At 69.3% G+C, this 18285-nt stretch carries 9 protein-coding genes; 7 read left to right on the top strand and 2 right to left on the bottom strand.

Annotation, left to right across the window (positions count from 1 at the left end; genetic code table 11):
* Positions 1-212: 212 nt before the first annotated feature.
* The 6 genes from O9271_RS14880 to O9271_RS14855 all read left to right on the top strand — a co-directional run bounded on the left by O9271_RS14880 (position 213) and on the right by O9271_RS14855 (position 10206).
* Complete coding sequence (locus tag O9271_RS14880) at positions 213-3995, top strand: hypothetical protein (protein ID WP_298271308.1); 3783 nt, start codon at positions 213-215, stop codon at positions 3993-3995.
* Positions 3996-4671: 676 nt separating this feature from the next.
* A complete protein-coding gene (gene lpdA, locus O9271_RS14875) occupies positions 4672-6075 on the top strand; it encodes a dihydrolipoyl dehydrogenase (RefSeq protein WP_298271305.1) in 1404 nt (467 codons plus the stop codon).
* A 293-nt stretch (positions 6076-6368) separates the two neighbouring features.
* Positions 6369-6614 (top strand): AbrB/MazE/SpoVT family DNA-binding domain-containing protein, encoded by a 246-nt coding sequence (locus O9271_RS14870; RefSeq protein ID WP_298271303.1) that lies wholly within the window; start codon positions 6369-6371, stop codon positions 6612-6614.
* Positions 6608-6940 carry a type II toxin-antitoxin system PemK/MazF family toxin gene (locus O9271_RS14865; protein ID WP_298271301.1) on the top strand — a complete coding sequence of 111 codons (333 nt, stop codon included), beginning with the start codon at positions 6608-6610 and terminating at the stop codon, positions 6938-6940. The genes O9271_RS14870 and O9271_RS14865 overlap by 7 nt, the downstream gene beginning before the upstream one ends.
* 157 nt (positions 6941-7097) lie before the next feature.
* Positions 7098-7805 (top strand): lipoyl(octanoyl) transferase LipB, encoded by a 708-nt coding sequence (lipB, locus tag O9271_RS14860; protein WP_298271299.1) that lies wholly within the window; start codon positions 7098-7100, stop codon positions 7803-7805.
* A 157-nt stretch (positions 7806-7962) separates the two neighbouring features.
* Complete coding sequence (locus tag O9271_RS14855) at positions 7963-10206, top strand: Ig-like domain-containing protein (RefSeq protein WP_298271296.1); 2244 nt, start codon at positions 7963-7965, stop codon at positions 10204-10206.
* Between the two features lie 187 nt (positions 10207-10393).
* Here O9271_RS14855 and O9271_RS14850 read toward each other — a convergent pair whose 3' ends face one another.
* On the bottom strand, positions 10394-10939 hold the full coding sequence (locus O9271_RS14850; protein ID WP_298271294.1) for a hypothetical protein: 546 nt from the start codon (positions 10937-10939) through the stop codon (positions 10394-10396).
* A 135-nt stretch (positions 10940-11074) separates the two neighbouring features.
* Positions 11075-15214: an Ig-like domain-containing protein gene (locus tag O9271_RS14845; RefSeq protein WP_298271292.1), complete on the bottom strand. Its 4140-nt coding sequence runs from the start codon at positions 15212-15214 to the stop codon at positions 11075-11077.
* Positions 15215-15886: 672 nt separating this feature from the next.
* Between O9271_RS14845 and O9271_RS14840 the strand changes: the two genes are divergently transcribed.
* A complete protein-coding gene (locus tag O9271_RS14840) occupies positions 15887-18004 on the top strand; it encodes an ATP-dependent helicase (protein ID WP_298271290.1) in 2118 nt (705 codons plus the stop codon).
* The last annotated feature ends 281 nt before the right edge of the window (positions 18005-18285 follow it).

The following is an 18285-nucleotide window of genomic DNA, read 5'->3' as shown; positions in this document are numbered from 1 at the left end:
ATCGTGGGAGAACAGGAGAATCGGGGAAGAGGAGAATGCCTCCTTTTCCCCCTTTCTCGTTTTCTCCACCGGTCAGTTCAGTGTTTCTCCACCGGCCAGTTCAGTGTGGGCGCCTTGGGCCGGAAGCTGGTTCCGGGTGTCACACCGCAGGCCGGGCGCGTGGCGTCGGCGCACCCGGGTCGTCTGAGATCGGACCCCGGCTCAGACGAACAATGCGCAATCTGCTTCGGCGCCACGGCGCCACCCTTCTTGCGGCCTACCTGCTGGCGGGATGCAGCGGTACGAGCGATACCGCTGCCCCGCCGACCTCGCCGCCCCCCATCACCCCGGCCCCGGTGGCCCCGGGGATCGTGAATATTGCCAGCAGCGGCCTCCCCGCCGGAGCGGCCGCCGATGTGCAGCTGGTGGGCCCACTCCCCGGCGCCTCGTTCTCGCGCAGCGCCAGCGCCGGGACCAGCTGGAGCGATGTCCCCGCCGGACGCTACCTGGCGACCGTGCGCCCGGTGCGCACCCCGCTGGGACGCTGGGTTGGGGCCCCGGACAGCTTCGAACTCGCGGTCCCCCCGGCCGTGCCGGTGTCGCTGGCGGCCGTCTATCGCCCCGCGCCGTCACTGCTCATGCTGACGGTGACCGGACTGCCGGGCACCGCGGCCGCCGCCGTTACGGTGACCGCGCCCGGCGGCACCCCAACCGCCGCCCCGCAGGGCAGCACGTTCGCCGCCACCCAACGCACGGACGTCCCCACGGAGGCGGAACGCTGGCTGGTGGCCGCGGCGCCGGTGCTGGCCGAAGGGGCGCGATTCGCTCCCGCCCGCGTCACCTTCGACAGCACCGTGAGCTTCGGTGATACCGCCCGCGTGGCCATTGGCTACACCGTGGCCACCGGCAGCCTCGCGGTGGCGGTGACCGGGCTTCCCGCCAGTGTGGCGGCGGCGGTGCGTGTGCTGGGGCCGGGCAGCGACAGCACCCTGCGCGCCCTCACGGCCACGACCACCCTTGTTGGACTCGAACCCGGACGCTACCGGGTGGTGAGTGCGCCGGTGGTGCAGCAGGGGATCACCTTCCGGCCGGCCGCGGATACGCTCGCGGTGGACGTGGTGGCGTCACTCACGGCCGCGCCGGCCCCGGTACCGTACGCCGCCCAGGTGGGGCGCCTGACGCTCCAGGTGACGGGAGTGCCCGCGGGCGCGGCGGCCGCCATTCGTCTGGTCGGCAACGGCGTGGACCGCAGCGTCGCCGGCCATGCCACCGTGGATTCCTTGCCCGCCGGCAGCTACACCGTCACGGCGACCTCCATCCTGGCCGGTGGTGATCGCTGGGCCCCCACACCGGCCACGCAGCCGCTGGCCATTACCACCGGTGGCACGTCCACCGCGACGGTGTCGTACATGCTGGCCTCGGGCTCCCTCGCGGTCACCTTCGTGGGGTTGCCGGCGGGCCTTGCCGGCGATGTGCGGGTGACCGGGCCGGGAAGCTTTGCCCGTACCCTCACCGCCTCCGACACGGTGCGCGGACTCGAGCCCGGTCGCTACACCCTCACCCCCCGGGCCGTGCGCAGCGCGACCGGGGCCTTCGGCGTGCCGCTGGGCAGCGCCAGCGTAGATGTGGTGGCAGGGGCCACCCCGGCGACCGCCACGATGAACTGGGTGCTCGTACCGACCGTGGTGGACGTGCCGGTGAGCGGCCTGCCCACGGGCACGGCCGCCGCCATCCAGCTGATCGATCCGTCGGGCGAAGCCTACTCGGCAACCAGCACCAGGCGTATTCTCCCAGCAATGCCTGGACGCTGGCGCCAAACTGCTTCGATTGTGACCACTGGAAGTGCCATTTTCACGCCAACGCCTGTCTCGCGCGACACCACCGTGATGGCCGGCGACACGCTGGTCCTTGGCGTGACCTACACGCGCATCACCGGCTCCCTCGCCGTGGCCGTGCTGGGGCTGCCAACCGGTACCAATGCCAACGTGACCGTGAGCGGGCCCAACGGTTTCACCCGCGCCCTCACGGCAACGACCACGCTGGGTCTGCTCCCCCCCGGCGTGTACACGGTCACGGCGGCACCGGTGAGCTGGGGCGCCGCAAGCTACACGCCCATGCCGGCCACGCAGAGCGTCACCGTGACCGCCTCCGCCGTGGCGGCCGGTGCCACGGTGTCGTACACGCTGCCGGGCGGCAGCATCGCGATTGCGGCCAGCGGCCTCCCCGCCGGCAGCACGCCCGCGTTCACCCTCTCCGGACCAGGGGGCACGCGCACGCAGAATGGCGCGGGCACCGTGAGCGGCCTCGCCCCGGGAAGCTGGACGGTGAGTGCGGCCACGGTGAGCAGTGGCGGCACCACCTTCACGCCCACGCCCGCCAGCAGCACGGTGAGCGTGGCCACCGGCGGCACGGCCACCGCGTCGTTTGCCTACAGCGCGGGCGGCGCCGGCACCAATTTCACCATCAGCGCGGTGTACCTCACGCAGGCCATCCAGAAGCTCGACAACTCGGTCGCGCTGGTGGCCAACCGCAATGCGCTGCTGCGGGTCTTCGTCACCGCCACGGCCGCCAACAGTGCGCGCCCCGATGTGCGCGTCCGCCTCTACGACGGTGCCACGCTGGTGAGCACCACGACGCTCGCGGCCCCCGAATCGGCCGTGCGCACCGCCATCGCCGAGGGGGTGCTCACGTCCACGTGGAACCTGCCGGTGCCGGCGACCAGCGTGCGCCCCGGTATGCGGGTCCTGGTCGAACTCGATCCGGCGCAGACGGTGCCCGACGTAAACCGCAGTGACAATGTGTGGCCCGCCAACGGCGCGCCGCAGTTGATCACCGTGACTCCAGTGCCCCCCTTCATCGTGCGCTTCGTGCCGGTGGTCACCGGCAACGACACGGGCCGGGTTACCGCGGCCAACCGCGAGAGCTTCCTCGTCACGACGCGTCGCCTCTTCCCGGTGCAGGAGGTGGTGAGTGATGTGCGCGCGCCGTTCACGAGCAGCGCCGACACGCTGCAGAGCAACGACGCCAATGGACGCTGGCTCACGGTGCTGAGCGAGATGAACGCGCTGCGCACCACCGATGGGGCGCCCGGCACCGCGCACTACTATGGCGTCGTACGCGTCCGCTACAGCAGTGGGATTGCCGGGTACGGCTACGTGCCGGGGCGCGCCGCCATTGGCTGGGATTACTTGCCCAGCGGCGACAACGTGGCCGCCCACGAGTGGGGGCACAACTTCTCCCGCAGTCACGCGCCGTGCGGCACGACCGGGGACCTGAACTACCCGTACGCGGGCGGCGTCATTGGCGGCTTCGGGTGGAACCCCAGCACGAATGCCATCGTGCCCAACACGGCCACCGACATCATGAGCTACTGCAACAACAACTGGATCAGCGATTACAACTGGACCGCGGTGATGAACTACCGCAGCACCGCCGGGTTCGGGGCGCCGGCGCAAGCGGCGGTGAAGGGGGAGGGGCTGCTGGTGTGGGGACGGGTGATCGACGGGCGCATCGAGCTGGAACCGGCGTTCCGTGTGCAGGCGCCCATCACCCCCGCCGCACGCAATGCCTCGCACCAGGTGGAACTGCTCGACGACGGGGGCGCCGTGTTGGGCAGCCTGCCGCTCGAGAGCTCGGTGGTGGACCACGTGGAGCCCGGCCACGAACAGCGGCACTTCGCGGTGGTGCTGCCCTGGTCGGCAACGCTGGAGGAGCGGCTGGCGGCGGTGCGGGTGCGCGACACGCGGGTCCCGCTGCGAGCGGCGCTGCAGCGGGCAGGGGTGCCGCGAGCGGCGGCGGCTGTCAGTGGAGGCGATCCGGGGGCGACGCTCGATCGCACCGCGCGGCGGGTACGCGTGCGCTGGGACAACGCGAGCTATCGCATGGCCATGGTTCGTGACGCGGCCACGGGCGAACTGATGGGCTTCGTGCGGCGCCCTGGGGCCGAGGTGGCCACCGGCGGACGGGCGACGGAGGTGGTGTTCTCCGACGGTGTGCGGAGCGTCGTGCGGCGGTAACGCGCACGTTGCACCCCGGGTAGGGTCGGGGTCGGGGTCGGGGTCGGGGGAAAACGCGGACGCACGGAGATCACCGAGGGGGTCGAGGGCACCGAGCACTGCCTCATTGCATGCCGTCGCCGTTCTCCATGGCCTCCCACCACCTCGGTGAGCTCCGTGATGGCACGGTGAACCCGGACCCCGACCCGGACCCCGCCGATCTCCCTGCACGCGCGCGTCCCGCTGGAGGGAAAACGCGGACGCACGGAGAGCACCGAGGGGGTCGAGGGCACCGAGCACTGCTTCTTTTTGTGCCTGCGCAGTTCTCCATGGCCTCCCACCACCTCGGTGAGCTCCGTGATGGCAAGGTGAACCCGGACCCCGACCCGGACCCCGCCGATCTCCCTGCACGCGCGCGTCCCGCTGGAGGGGAAACGCGAACGCACGGAGATCACCGAGGGGGTCGAGGGCACCGAGCACTGCCTCATTGCATGCCGTCGCCGTTCTCCATGGCCTCCCACCATCTCGGTGAGCTCCGTGATGGCACGGTGAACCCGGACCACGCCCCAGACGGCGACCCCGACCCACACGGCGACCCCGACCCGGACCGCGCCGATCTCCCTGCACCCGCGCGTCCCGCTAGATTGGACGCTGCGCCCACTCCGGCGCCTTCACTGAAATTCCAGCCGAACTCCCCATGGCTTCGTTCGACGTCATCGTCCTCGGCGGCGGCCCCGCCGGCTACGTGTGTGCCATTCGCTGCGCCCAGCTGGGGCTGCAGGTCGCCGTCATCGAGCGCGAAGCGCTGGGCGGCACCTGTGTGCTCTGGGGGTGCATCCCCGCCAAGGCGCTGCTCGAAAGCGCCGGCCTCGCGCAGAAGCTCGGCAAGGCCGCCGAGCACGGCATCACCCTCGACGGGGTGACGCTGGACTTCGGCCCCGCCATGAAGCGCTCGCGCTCCGTGAGTGCGCAGAACTCCAAGGGCGTGGAGTTCCTGCTCAAGAAGAACAAGGTGCAGCACATCCGTGGCGAGGGCGTGATCGAGAAGGGCAAGAAGGTCACGGTCACTCTGGCCGACGGCAAGAAGGAAACGCACGAGGCGAAGAAGGCGGTGGTCATTGCCACCGGTTCGCGCGTGAAGGGGCTGCCGCAGATCGGTCTCGAACTGGACAAGCACGTCGTGCTGTCGAGCGACGACGTACTGGTGGCAGAAAAGGCCCCGGCCACCATGGCCGTGGTGGGCGCCGGCGCCGTGGGGTGCGAGTTTGCCGACGTGTTTGCCAGCTTCGGCACCAAGGTGTCGCTCATCGAGGTGGCGGCCAACATCCTCCCCATCGAAGACGCCGACTGCAGCGCCGAACTCGCCAAGGCCTTCAAGAAGCGCAAGATCGACGTGCTCACCGGCGCGAAGATCTCCAACGTGAAGGTCACCAAGAGCGGCGCCACGCTTACCGTGGACGCCGGTGGGCAGACGCAGACGCTCGAGGTGGAGAAGGTGCTCGTGGCCGCCGGCCGGGCGCCCAACGTGGAGAAGATCGGCCTCGAAGCGGTGGGCATTGCCAAGAGCGAGCGCGGCTTCGTGAAGATCAACGAGAAGTTCGAGACCAGCGTGCCCGGGTACTATGCCATTGGCGACGTGGCCGGCAACCAGATGCTCGCCCACAAGGGCTCGCGCGAGGGGCATGTGCTGGCCGACCTGCTGGGTGGGCAGCACCCGCACCTGGTGAACTACCAGAACATCCCCAGCTGCACCTACTGCCACCCGGAAGTAGCCAGCATCGGCCTCACCGAAGCGGCGTGCAAGGAGCAGAAGCGCGAGTACACGGTGGGCAAGTTCCCCTTCAGCGCGAACGGCCGCGCGCGCACCAGCGGCGAGACCGACGGCTTCGTGAAGATCATTCGCGATGCCAAGTACGGCGAAATCCTCGGCGCACACATCGTGGGCGCCCACGCCACCGAAATGATTCACGAACTGGTGGTGGCGCGCGAGAACGAGTTCACGGTGGAGGAAATCGATCTCGCCGTGCACGCGCACCCCACGCTGTCGGAGGCCATTGGTGAGGCCGTCCTCGATTCCATGGGGAAGATGCTGCACGCGTAACAGGCAGTTGACTGACAACTGAAGACTTGAAACTACGAACTGCAAACTCCTCGCCGTTCACGAGATCTCTCCGTTCGGACGATCTCGCGGCCCGCGGGGAGTTTGTCGTTCTTGGTAAAAGTTGTCGGTGATCAGTTTACCTGCGCGGACCCGCGTTCGATTGATAGCACGCGCAGTTTTTCGATGCGTCATCGCCGGGATCGCTGCGGCATTGTGTACGCGATGGCGAATCCGGCCCTTTCGGGATAGTATTGTAGTTACAGTGTAATTACACCCGATTCGCGTGAATCCCCATGCGCATGAAATCCCGCCTCGTCCAAATCGGCAATTCCCGTGGAGTCCGCCTGAGCAAAGCGATGCTGGAGCACGCGGCGCTGGCGGATGATGTGGAGATCGTGGCCGAACCGGGGACCATCACCATCAGGTCGGCGACCCCCCCAAGAGCAGGATGGGCTGAAGCAGCCGCACGTGGTCCCCAGGAGGCGGTGTTGGACGGCGTCTCCGCGGTGGACTTCGACGACACGGAGTGGATGTGGTAGCCCCCACACCATGCCGCGGCGAGGTGTATCTCGTGAATCTCGACCCCACCGTCGGGCGTGAGATCCGCAAGTCGCGTCCCTGTGTCATCGTTTCGCCGAATGAGCTGAATGCGCATTTGGCCACGTACATCGTGGCACCCCTCACGACAGGCGCCCATCCGTATCCGTTCCGCGTCGCGTGCCGGTTCGGCGGGAAGGATGGTCACGTGGTCCTCGATCAACTCCGCACGATCGATCGGGTTCGCTTGTCGCGCAAACTGGGTGCGCTCACGTCGGCAACCCAGCAGAAAATGCTGGCGGTATTGCAGGAGATGTTCGCCGCGTAGGCAGTTAACCGACAACTGAAGACTCTCACTACGCACTACAAACTCCCCGCCAATCACGCAATCTCCGCTCAAGAGGAGATCTCGCGAACGGCGGGGAGTTCGTAGTTTGTAGTGGTAGTTTCTGGTCGTCAGTTCTTCGGTGCTTCCCCTATCTCCCGTGCTCCTCTACACCCTCCCCCTCGGCCTCACCCCGTACGACACCGCATGGGCGCTGCAGAAGCGCGCGGCGGCGGCGCGCATCAGTGGCGCGCTGCCGGAGGACCTGCTGCTGCTCGTGCAGCACCCGCCGGTGGTCACCCTGGGGCGGAGCACCAAGCCCGGCCATCTCCTGGCGCCGGCGGCGTACCTGGAAAGCCACGGCATCCAGGTGCGTGAGGTCGAGCGCGGGGGGGATGTCACCATCCACGAGCCCGGACAGCTCGTGGCCTACCCCATCATCGACCTCAAGCGCCACCGCAAGGACCTGCACTGGTACCTGCGACAGGTGGAGGAGGTGATCATTGGCGCCCTCGCGCCGCACGGCCTGTCCTGCCACCGTGTGGAGGGGCTGACCGGCGTGTGGCATACCCGCGCCGACGGCAGCCGCGTGAAGCTCGCCAGCATTGGGGTGCACGCCCGCGACTGGGTCACGTGGCACGGCGTGGCGCTCAACGTGGAGAACGACCTCGCCACCTTTGGCCACACCGTGCCCTGCGGCATCGATGGCGTGGTCATGAGTACCGTGGCGCGCGAGTGCGTCGCCGCCGGCGTGCGTACCCCGTCGCTCGCCGCCGTGGAACGTGATGTGGCGCACAGTACCGCGCGCGTCTTCGGCCTCGAGGCCGTGCCGTTTCCCTCCGCATATCAGTCCGTGCTCGACGGGTAACGCTGCACGACCTGCGGGTCCGGCGAGTCTTTCCAGTCGAGGCATTGGGCATTACTGTCACGCGTTGCCCACATGCGGGGTAATCGCTCCCGTATGAATGCCCACTGTCGGTATCACGCCCGTGCGCCGGCCTCCCCCTCACACCTCATTGCCTCCCATGCAGAGACGCGCTTCGTTCTCCTGGGCCGCGCTGGCCGCCACGGCCGCGTTGCTGGCTGCCTGCAACGGCGACGACGGCCCCCGCCCGCCGTCCACGCTCGCAGCCACCAGTGCCACGAACATCACCGGCACGGTCGGTGATCTCGTGAGCGACCCCCTCGTGGTCAAGGTCACCGACGACCGGGGCGCCGCGCTGGGCGGCATCGTGGTCACCTTTGCCGTCGCCGAAGGCGGCGGGTCGGTCACGCCGGCCGTGGACACCACCGACAACACCGGTGTTGCCAGCACTCGCTGGCGCCTGGGCGGCACCGCCGGCCAGCAGCGTGTCTCGGCCACCGTGACCGGTGTCACCACGCAGATCAACTTCATCGCCGCCGCGGCGGCGGGCGCACCGGCCAACGTGGCCGTGCAGGCGGGGAACAACCAGAGTGCCACCGCCGGGTCGGTGGTGCCCACGCCGCCGTCGGTCATCGTGCGCGACCGGTTCAACAACCCGGTCAACGCCACGTCGGTGTTCTTCTCCGTCTCCAGCGGCGGCGGCTCGGTTACCGGCGCCGGGGCCACCACCAACGCCAGCGGCGTGGCCACGGTGGGGTCGTGGACCCTGGGCGCCAACGTGGGCACCAACACTCTCACCGCGCTCGTGGTCGCCAACGGCGTGACGTCCAACCCCGTCACCTTTACCGCCAACGGCACGGCCGGTACGGCGGCGGGCATCAGCGCGCAGACCAGCACCAGCATCACCGGCACGGTGGGCGCCCTGGTCACGCCGGTGCCCAGCATCCGCGTGGTCGATGCCAACGGCAACCCGGTGGCGGGGGCCAACGTGACCTTCACCGCCTCCACCGGCTCCACGGTGGTGGGCGGTACCCGCACCACCAACCTGCAGGGTGTCGCGTCGCCCGATGGCTGGCAGCTGGGCAGCACGGCCGCCACCTACACGCTGTCCGCCGCGGTGGGCTCGCTCCCGCCGGTGGTGTTCTCGGCGGTGGCGCGCCCGGGGGCGGCCACCAGCATGGTGGCGCTCGCCGGCAACAACCAATCGGCCACGGTGGGTCGTACCCTCCCCATCGACCCGGCCGTTCGCATCACCGACGCGCTGGGCAACCCGGTGTCGGGCATTGAAGTGGTGTTCGACGTCATCGACGGCGGTGGTTCGGCGGTCGCCCGCCGGCAGACCACCGACGCCAACGGCACGGCCACGGTTGGCGCGTGGACGCTGGGTGAGACCCCCGGTACCAACACCCTGCGCGCGACCGCCTCGGGCATTACCGTGCAGCCGGTGCTCTTCACGGCGCAGGCCACCCCGGGCGCCCCGGCCTCGCTGAGCATCTCGGCGGGCAATAACCAGACGGGCGTCGCCGGTTCCCTGCTCCCCGTCGCGCCGTCGGTGGTGGTGCGGGACAACCGCGGCAACCCGGTGTCTGGGGTCACGGTCACCTTCACGGCCAGCACGGGCGTGCTCACCGGGGCGTCGGCGGTCAGCAACGCGGCCGGTCAGGCCACGCTCGGCAGCTGGCGCCTGGGCAACACGGCTGGCGTGCAGACGCTCACCGCCAGCATCAACAACGTGCCCAGCGTGACCTTCACGGCCACGGCCACGGCGGGTGTGGCGGCCAATGTGGTGGTGGTGGGCGACTCCGTTGCCCCCAACTTCCCGGTCAACAGCTTCATCTCGCCCATCCCTACTGCCCGGGTCGTGGACGCGAACGGCAACCCGGTCAGCGGGGCCGCCGTAACCTTCGAGTCGCTCGATGGCATCAACACGCTCGTAGGGGCTACGCGCACCACCGGCGCAGATGGACTCGCGCAGCTCACCTCGTGGCGGATTGGCACGCAGGCCGGTGACTACCGGCTGCGTGTCCTGGTGAACGGCCTCACGCTCACGCCCGACGTGACGTGGCGCGTCACCGGCACGGCGCTGGCGGCCTCGCAGGCCGCCGCGCTGTCGGCGGTTACGCAGAGTGCTACGGCGAACACGGCGGTCACGTCCATTCCCACGGTGCGGGTGAGCGACCAGTTCAACAACCCGGTACTCGGCGTCACCGTTACGTTCGTGGTCGGGAGCGGAAGCGGCACGATCAGCGGGGGCACCACGGTCACCGCGGTCACCGACGCCAGCGGCCTGGCCTCGTCCGGCGCATGGGTCATGCCCAGCGGCAGCGGTGCGCGTACCGTCACTGCTACGGTGTCGGGCAGCATTCTTGGCAGCCCCATCCCCTTCACGGCCAACGTGCCGTAAGGCGCCGTGGCCCACGGTGACCATCGCCAACGGCGGTGGTCACCGTGAGCTCGCGGGGGGAGCAAACAGCAGGAGCAAACAGCAGGAGCAAACAGCACGGCCCCGGCAAGCAATCGCCGGGGCCGTGCTGTTTATGCCGCCTTCTTGCCGGGTGGTAGCCGGGCAGCGGTACTGCCCGGTGGTGACCTCAGCTCTTGGAGCCGGGGGCGGCGGACGGCGGATTCGCCTTTGGCGAGGCCGGTGGCTCCGCCTGCTCCGGCGTCTGCATACCGGGTGGGAGGGCGGGCGCACTGTCCTTCCTGGCGCTGTCCGCCTTGTACACCTGCATGGTGTCCACGGCACGCAGCGGGGTGGGGAGCATGAATTTGGGCATGGCTTCCTCCACGTAGTACTTCCACCCCCACCCCACCAGCTTGCCGTCCTTGAAGACGGCGGGGGTTTCGTTGGCCTGCAGTAGCGGCTCCGAAACGTTGCCCTCGAGATCGCGGGCGTAGACCACCTCGAAGTTGGCGCCGTTGAGGAAGTAGCGCATGCGGCGGTAGCCGTTCACCAGGCGCACGGTGTCGCTGCCGGTGGCGGTGAGCGGACCGGCGCCCATGGCGTCGACGGCCTGATCCACGGTCATGCCTTCATCGAGGCTATTGAGCCGGGAGCTGCCTGCCGCATCACCCGAACAGGCGGCCAGGGTGGTGAACGAGAGGGTAGCAAACACGCGGACAACGGAAGTCTTCATGGGATGTTGTGGGCTGGGTGGAAACGAACACGCCCCGCAACGCGGGGCGCCTGTAAGATCGCAACTTTGGCGCAAATCAGAAGGGCCTCACTCCCGAAGGAGTGAGGCCCTCTGATTTACCACCCTACTCCGTTGTTACGGAACGCGGGTGAACTGCACCGTGCGGGTGATCGTGTTGGTGTTCGTGCCCGCAGCAACACCGGTGGCCGTGAAGACCACATCGGCATTGACCGTGGCCACCGCAACACCCTGCGCGGTCAGCGTGCAGGTAGCCGGGCCCGTCATCGCGGCCGTGAGGAACGGCGACGACGTGGAGCACGTGTAGGCGATGCTGACGCCAGCCGGATTCGGCGTGAGCGAGAGCGCCACCGCGTTCGTGCCACCATCCGAGATCGCGGCCGTGGCGGCGTTGATCGTCGTACCAGCCGGAATCGCGTTGGCGAGACCAAACTGGCCGTTGCGCGACGACAGACCGTTGCCGTTCGCATCCACACCGATGGCGCGGATGATGTCGCCGCCGGTGAGGCCGGCCTGGTTGAACTGGCCCTGGCTGACGCCCGCGAACGTGAACGTGTAGCGGTAGAAGCGGAGCGCACCCTGGTCAACCGTGCCCGCGAAGGTCGCGGTGCCGAGGTACTCCCACTCCGTGGTGCCGGCGCGGATCACGTGCACCGCCGTGAACGGCGGGTTGGTGACCGACGTCGAGGTGGTGGCGCGGTACTCGGCCACACCGCCCGTGGAGCTGAACAGCTGCCACGAGGTGATGCCCGAGCCGCCCGTCGCCGTCGTCCAATCCTTCGTGGACGTCGGGACCTGACCGCCGCCGATGGTCACCGTGCCTACGGTCGACGAGCGGCCGAGGTCGGTGAAGGCACGCGTGGACGTGGTACGGATGTCGTAGACGCGGGCCGAGGCGGCCGACGGCTTGACGTCCGTGAAGGTCGCGTAACCGGCCGGCGCGATCGGCGCGTCCGCACCGTCCACCGTGATGAGCTGCTGGACGAACGCAATCGGCAGGTTGAGGCCGCCACCCAGGGTGGTGCCCGCGCCGATCACGTAGGCCAGCTTGCCGCTCGTGACGGCCTGGAACGGATTGTTCCAGAGGCCGAGCACCGGGTTGCCGCCGCTCGCGAAGTTCGGCACGCGCCAGAAGCGGAGGCCCGTCGGAAGCGTCGCCGCAACCTGGGTACCATCCGTCTTGCCAAGCTGGCCGTACGTGAGCTGCAGGTCAGCCGAGATCACTTCGAGCGCGTCCGACGCGGTCGGCGTGAACGTCACCGTCTGGCCACCGGTGAGAACGGCCGGGGCGGTAAGGCTCGAGATGGCAGGCGACGAGTTGTCGACGGCCACCGTGCGCGGCGTGAGATCGCGGCTGTTGCCAGCGCGGTCGGTGATGGTGCCCGAGAACGTGTAGTAGCCATCAACCGCCGTGCCGAGGCTGGCCGGGAGGCCAGTCGTCAGGTTGTTGCGGCCGGCCACGCTGCCGAGGGCGATCGAGAACTCACGGACCGAGTTGTCGAGGCTGAACACGCCCGCGTCGATCGAGTTGCGGAACGTGCGGCCAGCGGCGGTGCCGCTGTTGACGAGGCTCTCGACCAGGGCGTCGTTGCTCACGTTCGCGAGCGCGGGCGCCGTGCGGCGGGTGATCTGGAAGTTACCGCCACGCACGTTGGCTGCGTTGTTGCCGAAGCAGTTCGTGCTGGTGGTCGTACAGGTCGGGAAGCCCGCGCGGCTGTCGGTGAAGCGCACCGCGAAGACCGCGGCTTCCGACGCGATGGCGCCGGCCGTGTTCAGGCCACTGGCCGTGCTGGCGTAGATCGAGTCGACGTCCGTACGGGTGAAGCCGGTGATCGCGCCCGTGCCCGTGTTCGGGATGGCCACGACCGTCGGCGCCGTAAGGTCGACACCGAACGACGACGGGAAGGTCGACGTGGTGTTGATGCCGGCCGTCTGCGTCTGCGACTCACCCGTGCTGCTGTTGCTCCACGTGGAGAGCACCGAGACGCCACGGTTGCCGAGGCGATCGGTTTCCACAACCTGCGTGATGTACGCGCGGTTGGTCAGGTCGGCCGCTTCGGGGATGTTCATCGAGGCCACCGTGGCCGTGATGCCACCCGTCGCGATCGGCTCGGTGCAGTTCGTGGCCGCAGTCGCGGAGATCGTGGCCGGGAACGCGCACACCTGGAACTGCGTGTTACGAGCCGACGTGGTCGAGCCGGAACCGAGCAGGCCGACACCGCCGTCGGTGACGGTCAGACGCAGCGGGTCGCCCGTGCTGCTGCTGAAGCCACCAGCCATCGAGTACGTGCCGTTGGTCCAGGCCGAGTCGACGAAGGTGCCCGTGCCGCCACCACCACGCACGTCGTAGTTGTTCACGACCGGCGAGCGGTAGTCACCCGGGATGAAGATGGTGTTCGGGCGGAACGCCAGCGACTGGCGGAAGCGACCGGCGAACGCCGGGTTGCCCGCCGCGTTGATCGGCGTGTAGATCGACGTGGCCGCAGCCGGCGTGAGGCCGGTGTTGTTCGGACCAGCGGCGTTGTTGTTGTCAACCGAGCTGGAGACCCAGGGCGAGTAGCCCGCTGCGTCCGACACGGCACCAGCGACGCCAAGCGTCGGGCGCGTACCGCAGTTGAAGTACAGCGAACCCTGCGTCGTGTTGCGCGCGCTCGTGCCGTAGGCGGCACGGAACGGACGCTGCGTCGCCTGGATGGTGGACCCGCACGAGAAGGTGGCCACGCCCGCGTCGACGAAGCCGAGCACGGCCGAGGCGATGGTGCGGTTCGGGGTGTAGATGACCGGCACAACCGTGAACGAGCCGTCGCCCGACGTGGCGCCCGGGACGAGCGGATCCGGCGTGCTCGGACCGCCGTACCAGGTGATGCCGTTGGAGGCATTGGCACGGTTGGTCGGCTGCGTCCACTGGATGGTCCAGCCGTCCGGGTTGTTGAAGTTCACCTGCGAGATGTTGTTCGACGCGATCGTCGACGCGGCGGCCGGGGTCGTGGTCAGCGTGGCCACGATCGTGCGGAGGCCGTTCTTGTACAGCGTGTTCGCGTCTTCACCCGTGGTGAAGTTCGGCGTGCTGAACTCCGCCGAGTTGATGTACAGCTGGACGTTCGAGGCCTGCGCACCGGCGGCCGTGAACGACTGCTGCGCAGCCGGCACGCCGTTGGTGCGCGCGGCGCACTGCGCCACGGTCTCGGCCGGGTCGCAGACCCACGCCTGCACCGACGACACGTTCTGGCCGTTCGGCTGCACGGAGAGGTTCACTTCGAACTGGCCGGCGACGTTCGTGATGTCGATCGTGCTGCCGTTGTCCGTGAGGCTCGTGATGACGACCTGCGCGTTCGGCGAGACCGTCACCGGCACGAGGGCCGTGACCGACGAGGCGGCAAACGCACCGGACTCGGTGCTCTGCGCCGTCACCGTCACCACCGCCGTACCCTGACCAACCGCCGTGATGACACCCATGGCGCTGACCGTCGCGATGGACGGGGCGCTGGTGCCGTACGTGATCGTCGCGGCCGAGGCGCGCGGGCCCTGGACCGACGCGGTCAGCGCCTGCGTGCCACCGAGCGCGAGCGCCACCGTGGCCGGCTGCACGTTGAGCGCCGTGAGGCCAGGCGTCCGCTCGGACACCGTGATCGTGACCGCCTGCTGGATGCTGGCGTTGGCAAAGCCCGCGCCCGAACCCGCCGCCGTCACCGTGATGGTGGCGACACCGGGAGCCACCGCCGTCACCACACCCGCCGCGCTCACGGTCGCCGTGGCGGCCGAGGAGGTGGCGTAAGTGAACGTGACCGTGCGGCCAGCCGGCTGCACCGTCGGGACCAGCGTGACCGACTGGCCAACGCCGAGCTGCGCCGCCGAGGGCGACACCGCGAGCGACGTGATGGCCGGCGTCGGGGCCGACACCGTAACCGACGCCGCCGCGACCTGACCGGTCGAGGCCGCCGCCGTCACCGTGGCGTTACCCGCGGCGACCGCGGTCACGCGGCACGCCGAGCCCTGCACCGCGGCCGTGGCCACGGCGGCATTGCTGGACGTGCAGGACGACAGCGTCGGCGCGGCCGTCGTGCTGCCGCCCGTGATCTGGACGGCGAAGTTCAGCGCCTCGCCGACGTTCATCGACGCACTCGGCGGGGTGATCGAGATGACCACCGGAGCCGCCGGTGCTACGGGCACCGTGACGTCGTCACCGCAAGCACCGAGTGCCACCAGGGCACCGAGGCTCAGGGCGGCGAGCGCCTTGTTCCGAGAAAAGAGTTGCATTCATCCCCCTCTTGCGAGGTAGTGGAGGTAGTTGCCGTCGCGTGGGTCGGGTACCCGCGCTACAACAGACCTGCTGTGGTAGGCGCCGCCAGTCGGCGACCGCCTCATCAACACCGCAGTGCAGGGGACCTGATCTCGTATCGGGGAGCGGCCGAAGGGAGTTCAGTGTCGTACAGATGCAGCGTGATGCCCGGAAGACCTGCCCGCTGCCGTACCCACGGCAGCAGCCCTACCCCACCAGCTGGACGGTCCAAGCTCCGCCAGCATGCGGGCCCCTCTCCTATTGCTCACCAGCAGTGCCGCGCCCATCCAAGGGTAGGATGGCGCACACACTCCTCGCGACAATAGCAAGCGCGAAACCTAGGGGTGATCGGCGGCACGGTCAAGCCGCCGAGATCCCCCGAGTTTCCGGTCGCCTGTCACAATGTTACCACGTTGGCCCCGTCCCGGCGAGTTATCCACATCACGACCCGTAGAAAACCCGCACCGCGCTCAGGAACGGTACCTCATGGGACAGGGACGCGCCGCCCCCCGCCAACGTCACGGACCCGGCACCGGGGCGAGGCCGGCCGCGTTGGCGCCAGGGTCCCGTCCGGTCGCTGCCGTACCCCGGACGGGCGTCGCCTGTCACCGCCGCTGTCTGCGGGGCCCGTCTTCTGCGTATCTTCGGGGATGGCCGACGATCTCCCCCGCGTCCACACCCCACTGCCGGCCCGACGGGTCGTCGCGCCGCCCCCGGCCCCCGAGGGACCGGCGCTCAATGCGGCCCAGGCCGACGCCGCCAGTCACGGCGATACCCCCCTGCTCATCGTGGCCGGGGCGGGGTCGGGGAAGACGCGTACGCTCATTCACCGCGTGGCCGCGCTCATCCACCGCGGGGTGCCCGCCCACCGCATCCTGCTGCTCACCTTCACGCGGCGTGCCGCACAGGAAATGGTGAGCCGCTGCGAGCGCCTGGTCGGCTCCGATTCGCGACAGGTACAGGGGGGCACCTTCCACGGCACCGCGCACCGGCTGCTGCGCCGCTTCGGGCCGGCGGCCGGCCTCCCCGCCGACTTCACCATTCTCGACCAGGGCGATGCCGGCGACCTCATGGGGCTCTCCCGCTCGGCGCTGGGCTATGGAGACCTCAAGAACGCCCCCCGCGGCGCCCCGCGCTTCCCGCGCGCCGAAACGCTGCTCGCGATCTATTCGCGCCACGTGAACACCGGACAGGAGGTGGCGGATATCCTCGGCGAGCAGTGGCCGCACTTCCTCAGCTGGACCGGCGACATCGAGCGGTGCTTCACCGACTACGTGCGGCGCAAGACCGACCGCAACCTGCTCGACTACGACGACCTGCTGCTCTCGTGGGCGCTGCTGCTGGAGCAGGCGCCGCCCATCGCCCAGCAGCTGCGCGCGCTCTACGATCACGTGCTCGTGGACGAGTATCAGGACACCAACCCGCTGCAGTCGCGCATTCTGCGCGGTCTCTGTACCAATGGCCGCCTCACCGTGGTGGGCGATGATGCCCAGAGCATCTACGCCTTCCGCGGCGCCACCATCCGCAACATCCTCGACTTCCCGGGGCAGTTTCCCGGCACGCGCATCATCACGCTCGAACAGAACTACCGCAGCACGGCGCCCATTCTCGAGAGCACGAACGTGCTCATCTCGCGCAGCACCGAACGGTACTCCAAGCGGCTCTTCACCGAGCGCGACGGCGGCGAGGCCCCGTGGCTGGTGACGGTGCGCGACGAGGCGGCGCAAACGGCGTTCGTGGTGGACCGCCTGCTGGAACTGCACGAGCAGGGCACGCCCCTGCGGGAAATGGCGGTGCTCTTTCGCGCCGGCTACCTGAGCGCCGATCTCGAAATCGAACTGGCCAACCGGCGCATTCCGTACGAGAAGTGGGGCGGGCTCAAGTTCCTCGAGGCGGCGCACGTCAAGGACCTGCTGGCGTTCCTGCGCCTTCTCGAGAACCCGCGCGACGAGGTGAGCTGGTACCGCCTCCTGCGGCTGCTCCCCGGCGTGGGCGACGCCACGGCGCGCGCGGCCATCGAACTGCTGGCCCAGCACCAGTGGGAACCCATGGCCCTCGGCGCGGTGCGCGCGGCCGCGCGGTCGCGCCCCGGCCTGCTGGCGATCGCCGCGCTCTTCGACGGCATGCGGCGCGTGGAACGACAGGACCAGCCACACAGCCCCGCCGAAAGCATCCGGCTGGTGCGGCAGCTGTACGACCCGCTCCTGCAGGCGACGTACGACGACGCGCCGCCGCGGATGGCGGATCTGGACCAGCTCGAGACCATTGCCGCGGGCTACCCCGACCGTACCACGTTCCTCGCCACGCTGGCGCTCGAGCCGCCAGCGGCGACGCAGGATCTGGCGGTGGGGAGCACCGACGAGGACGACGCACTCATCCTCTCCACGGTGCACTCGGCCAAGGGGAAGGAATGGGACGCGGTGTTCGTCATCCACGCCAGCGATGGGGTGTTCCCCATGGCCCGCCTGGCGAACGACGAGGCGCAGATAGAGGAGGAGCGTCGGCTGCTGTATGTGGCGATGACGCGCGCGCGCCACGAGCTCTATGTGACATACCCGCTGCACAGCTACGCCACGCGCATGGGCGCCGATTTCGCCTATTCGCAACTCTCGCGCTTTCTCGACCCCGGCGTGCGGCAGACGATGCAGCGGGTCACGATCGGCGAACCGGAGCCGCCGCTGCACCCGCTGCCGGGCCCGCGCGAAGGGGCGGTGCTCGAGCCCATCGTGGATTTGCGCGCGTTGCTGCGGGGCAGGTTTGGCGGCTGACTACCGTCTGGGTCGGGGTCGGGGTCGGGGGTGTGGTCACGGCACTGCCACGACGGTCGGGGTACGGCCACAGCGGTCGGGGCACCGCCACTACGGTCGGGGTCTTCCTCCAGTCGGGGTTTGGGCCCGGGTCGGGGTCTTTAGGGCAGTCGGGGTCGGGGCTCCGGTCTGGCCGACGCTGCGCTGGGCGTCTGGGGGCGGCGGTTGGGGGGTCGGGGGGCGTGGGTTGGCGTGGTGTGCCCCGACAGGTAGCCCCTGGCCTCGACCCTGACCCCGCCGCC

Origin of the sequence: Gemmatimonas sp., from assembly GCF_027531815.1 — a bacterium.
GTDB lineage: Bacteria > Gemmatimonadota > Gemmatimonadetes > Gemmatimonadales > Gemmatimonadaceae > Gemmatimonas.
This window is presented reverse-complemented; position numbering and strand designations above follow the sequence as displayed.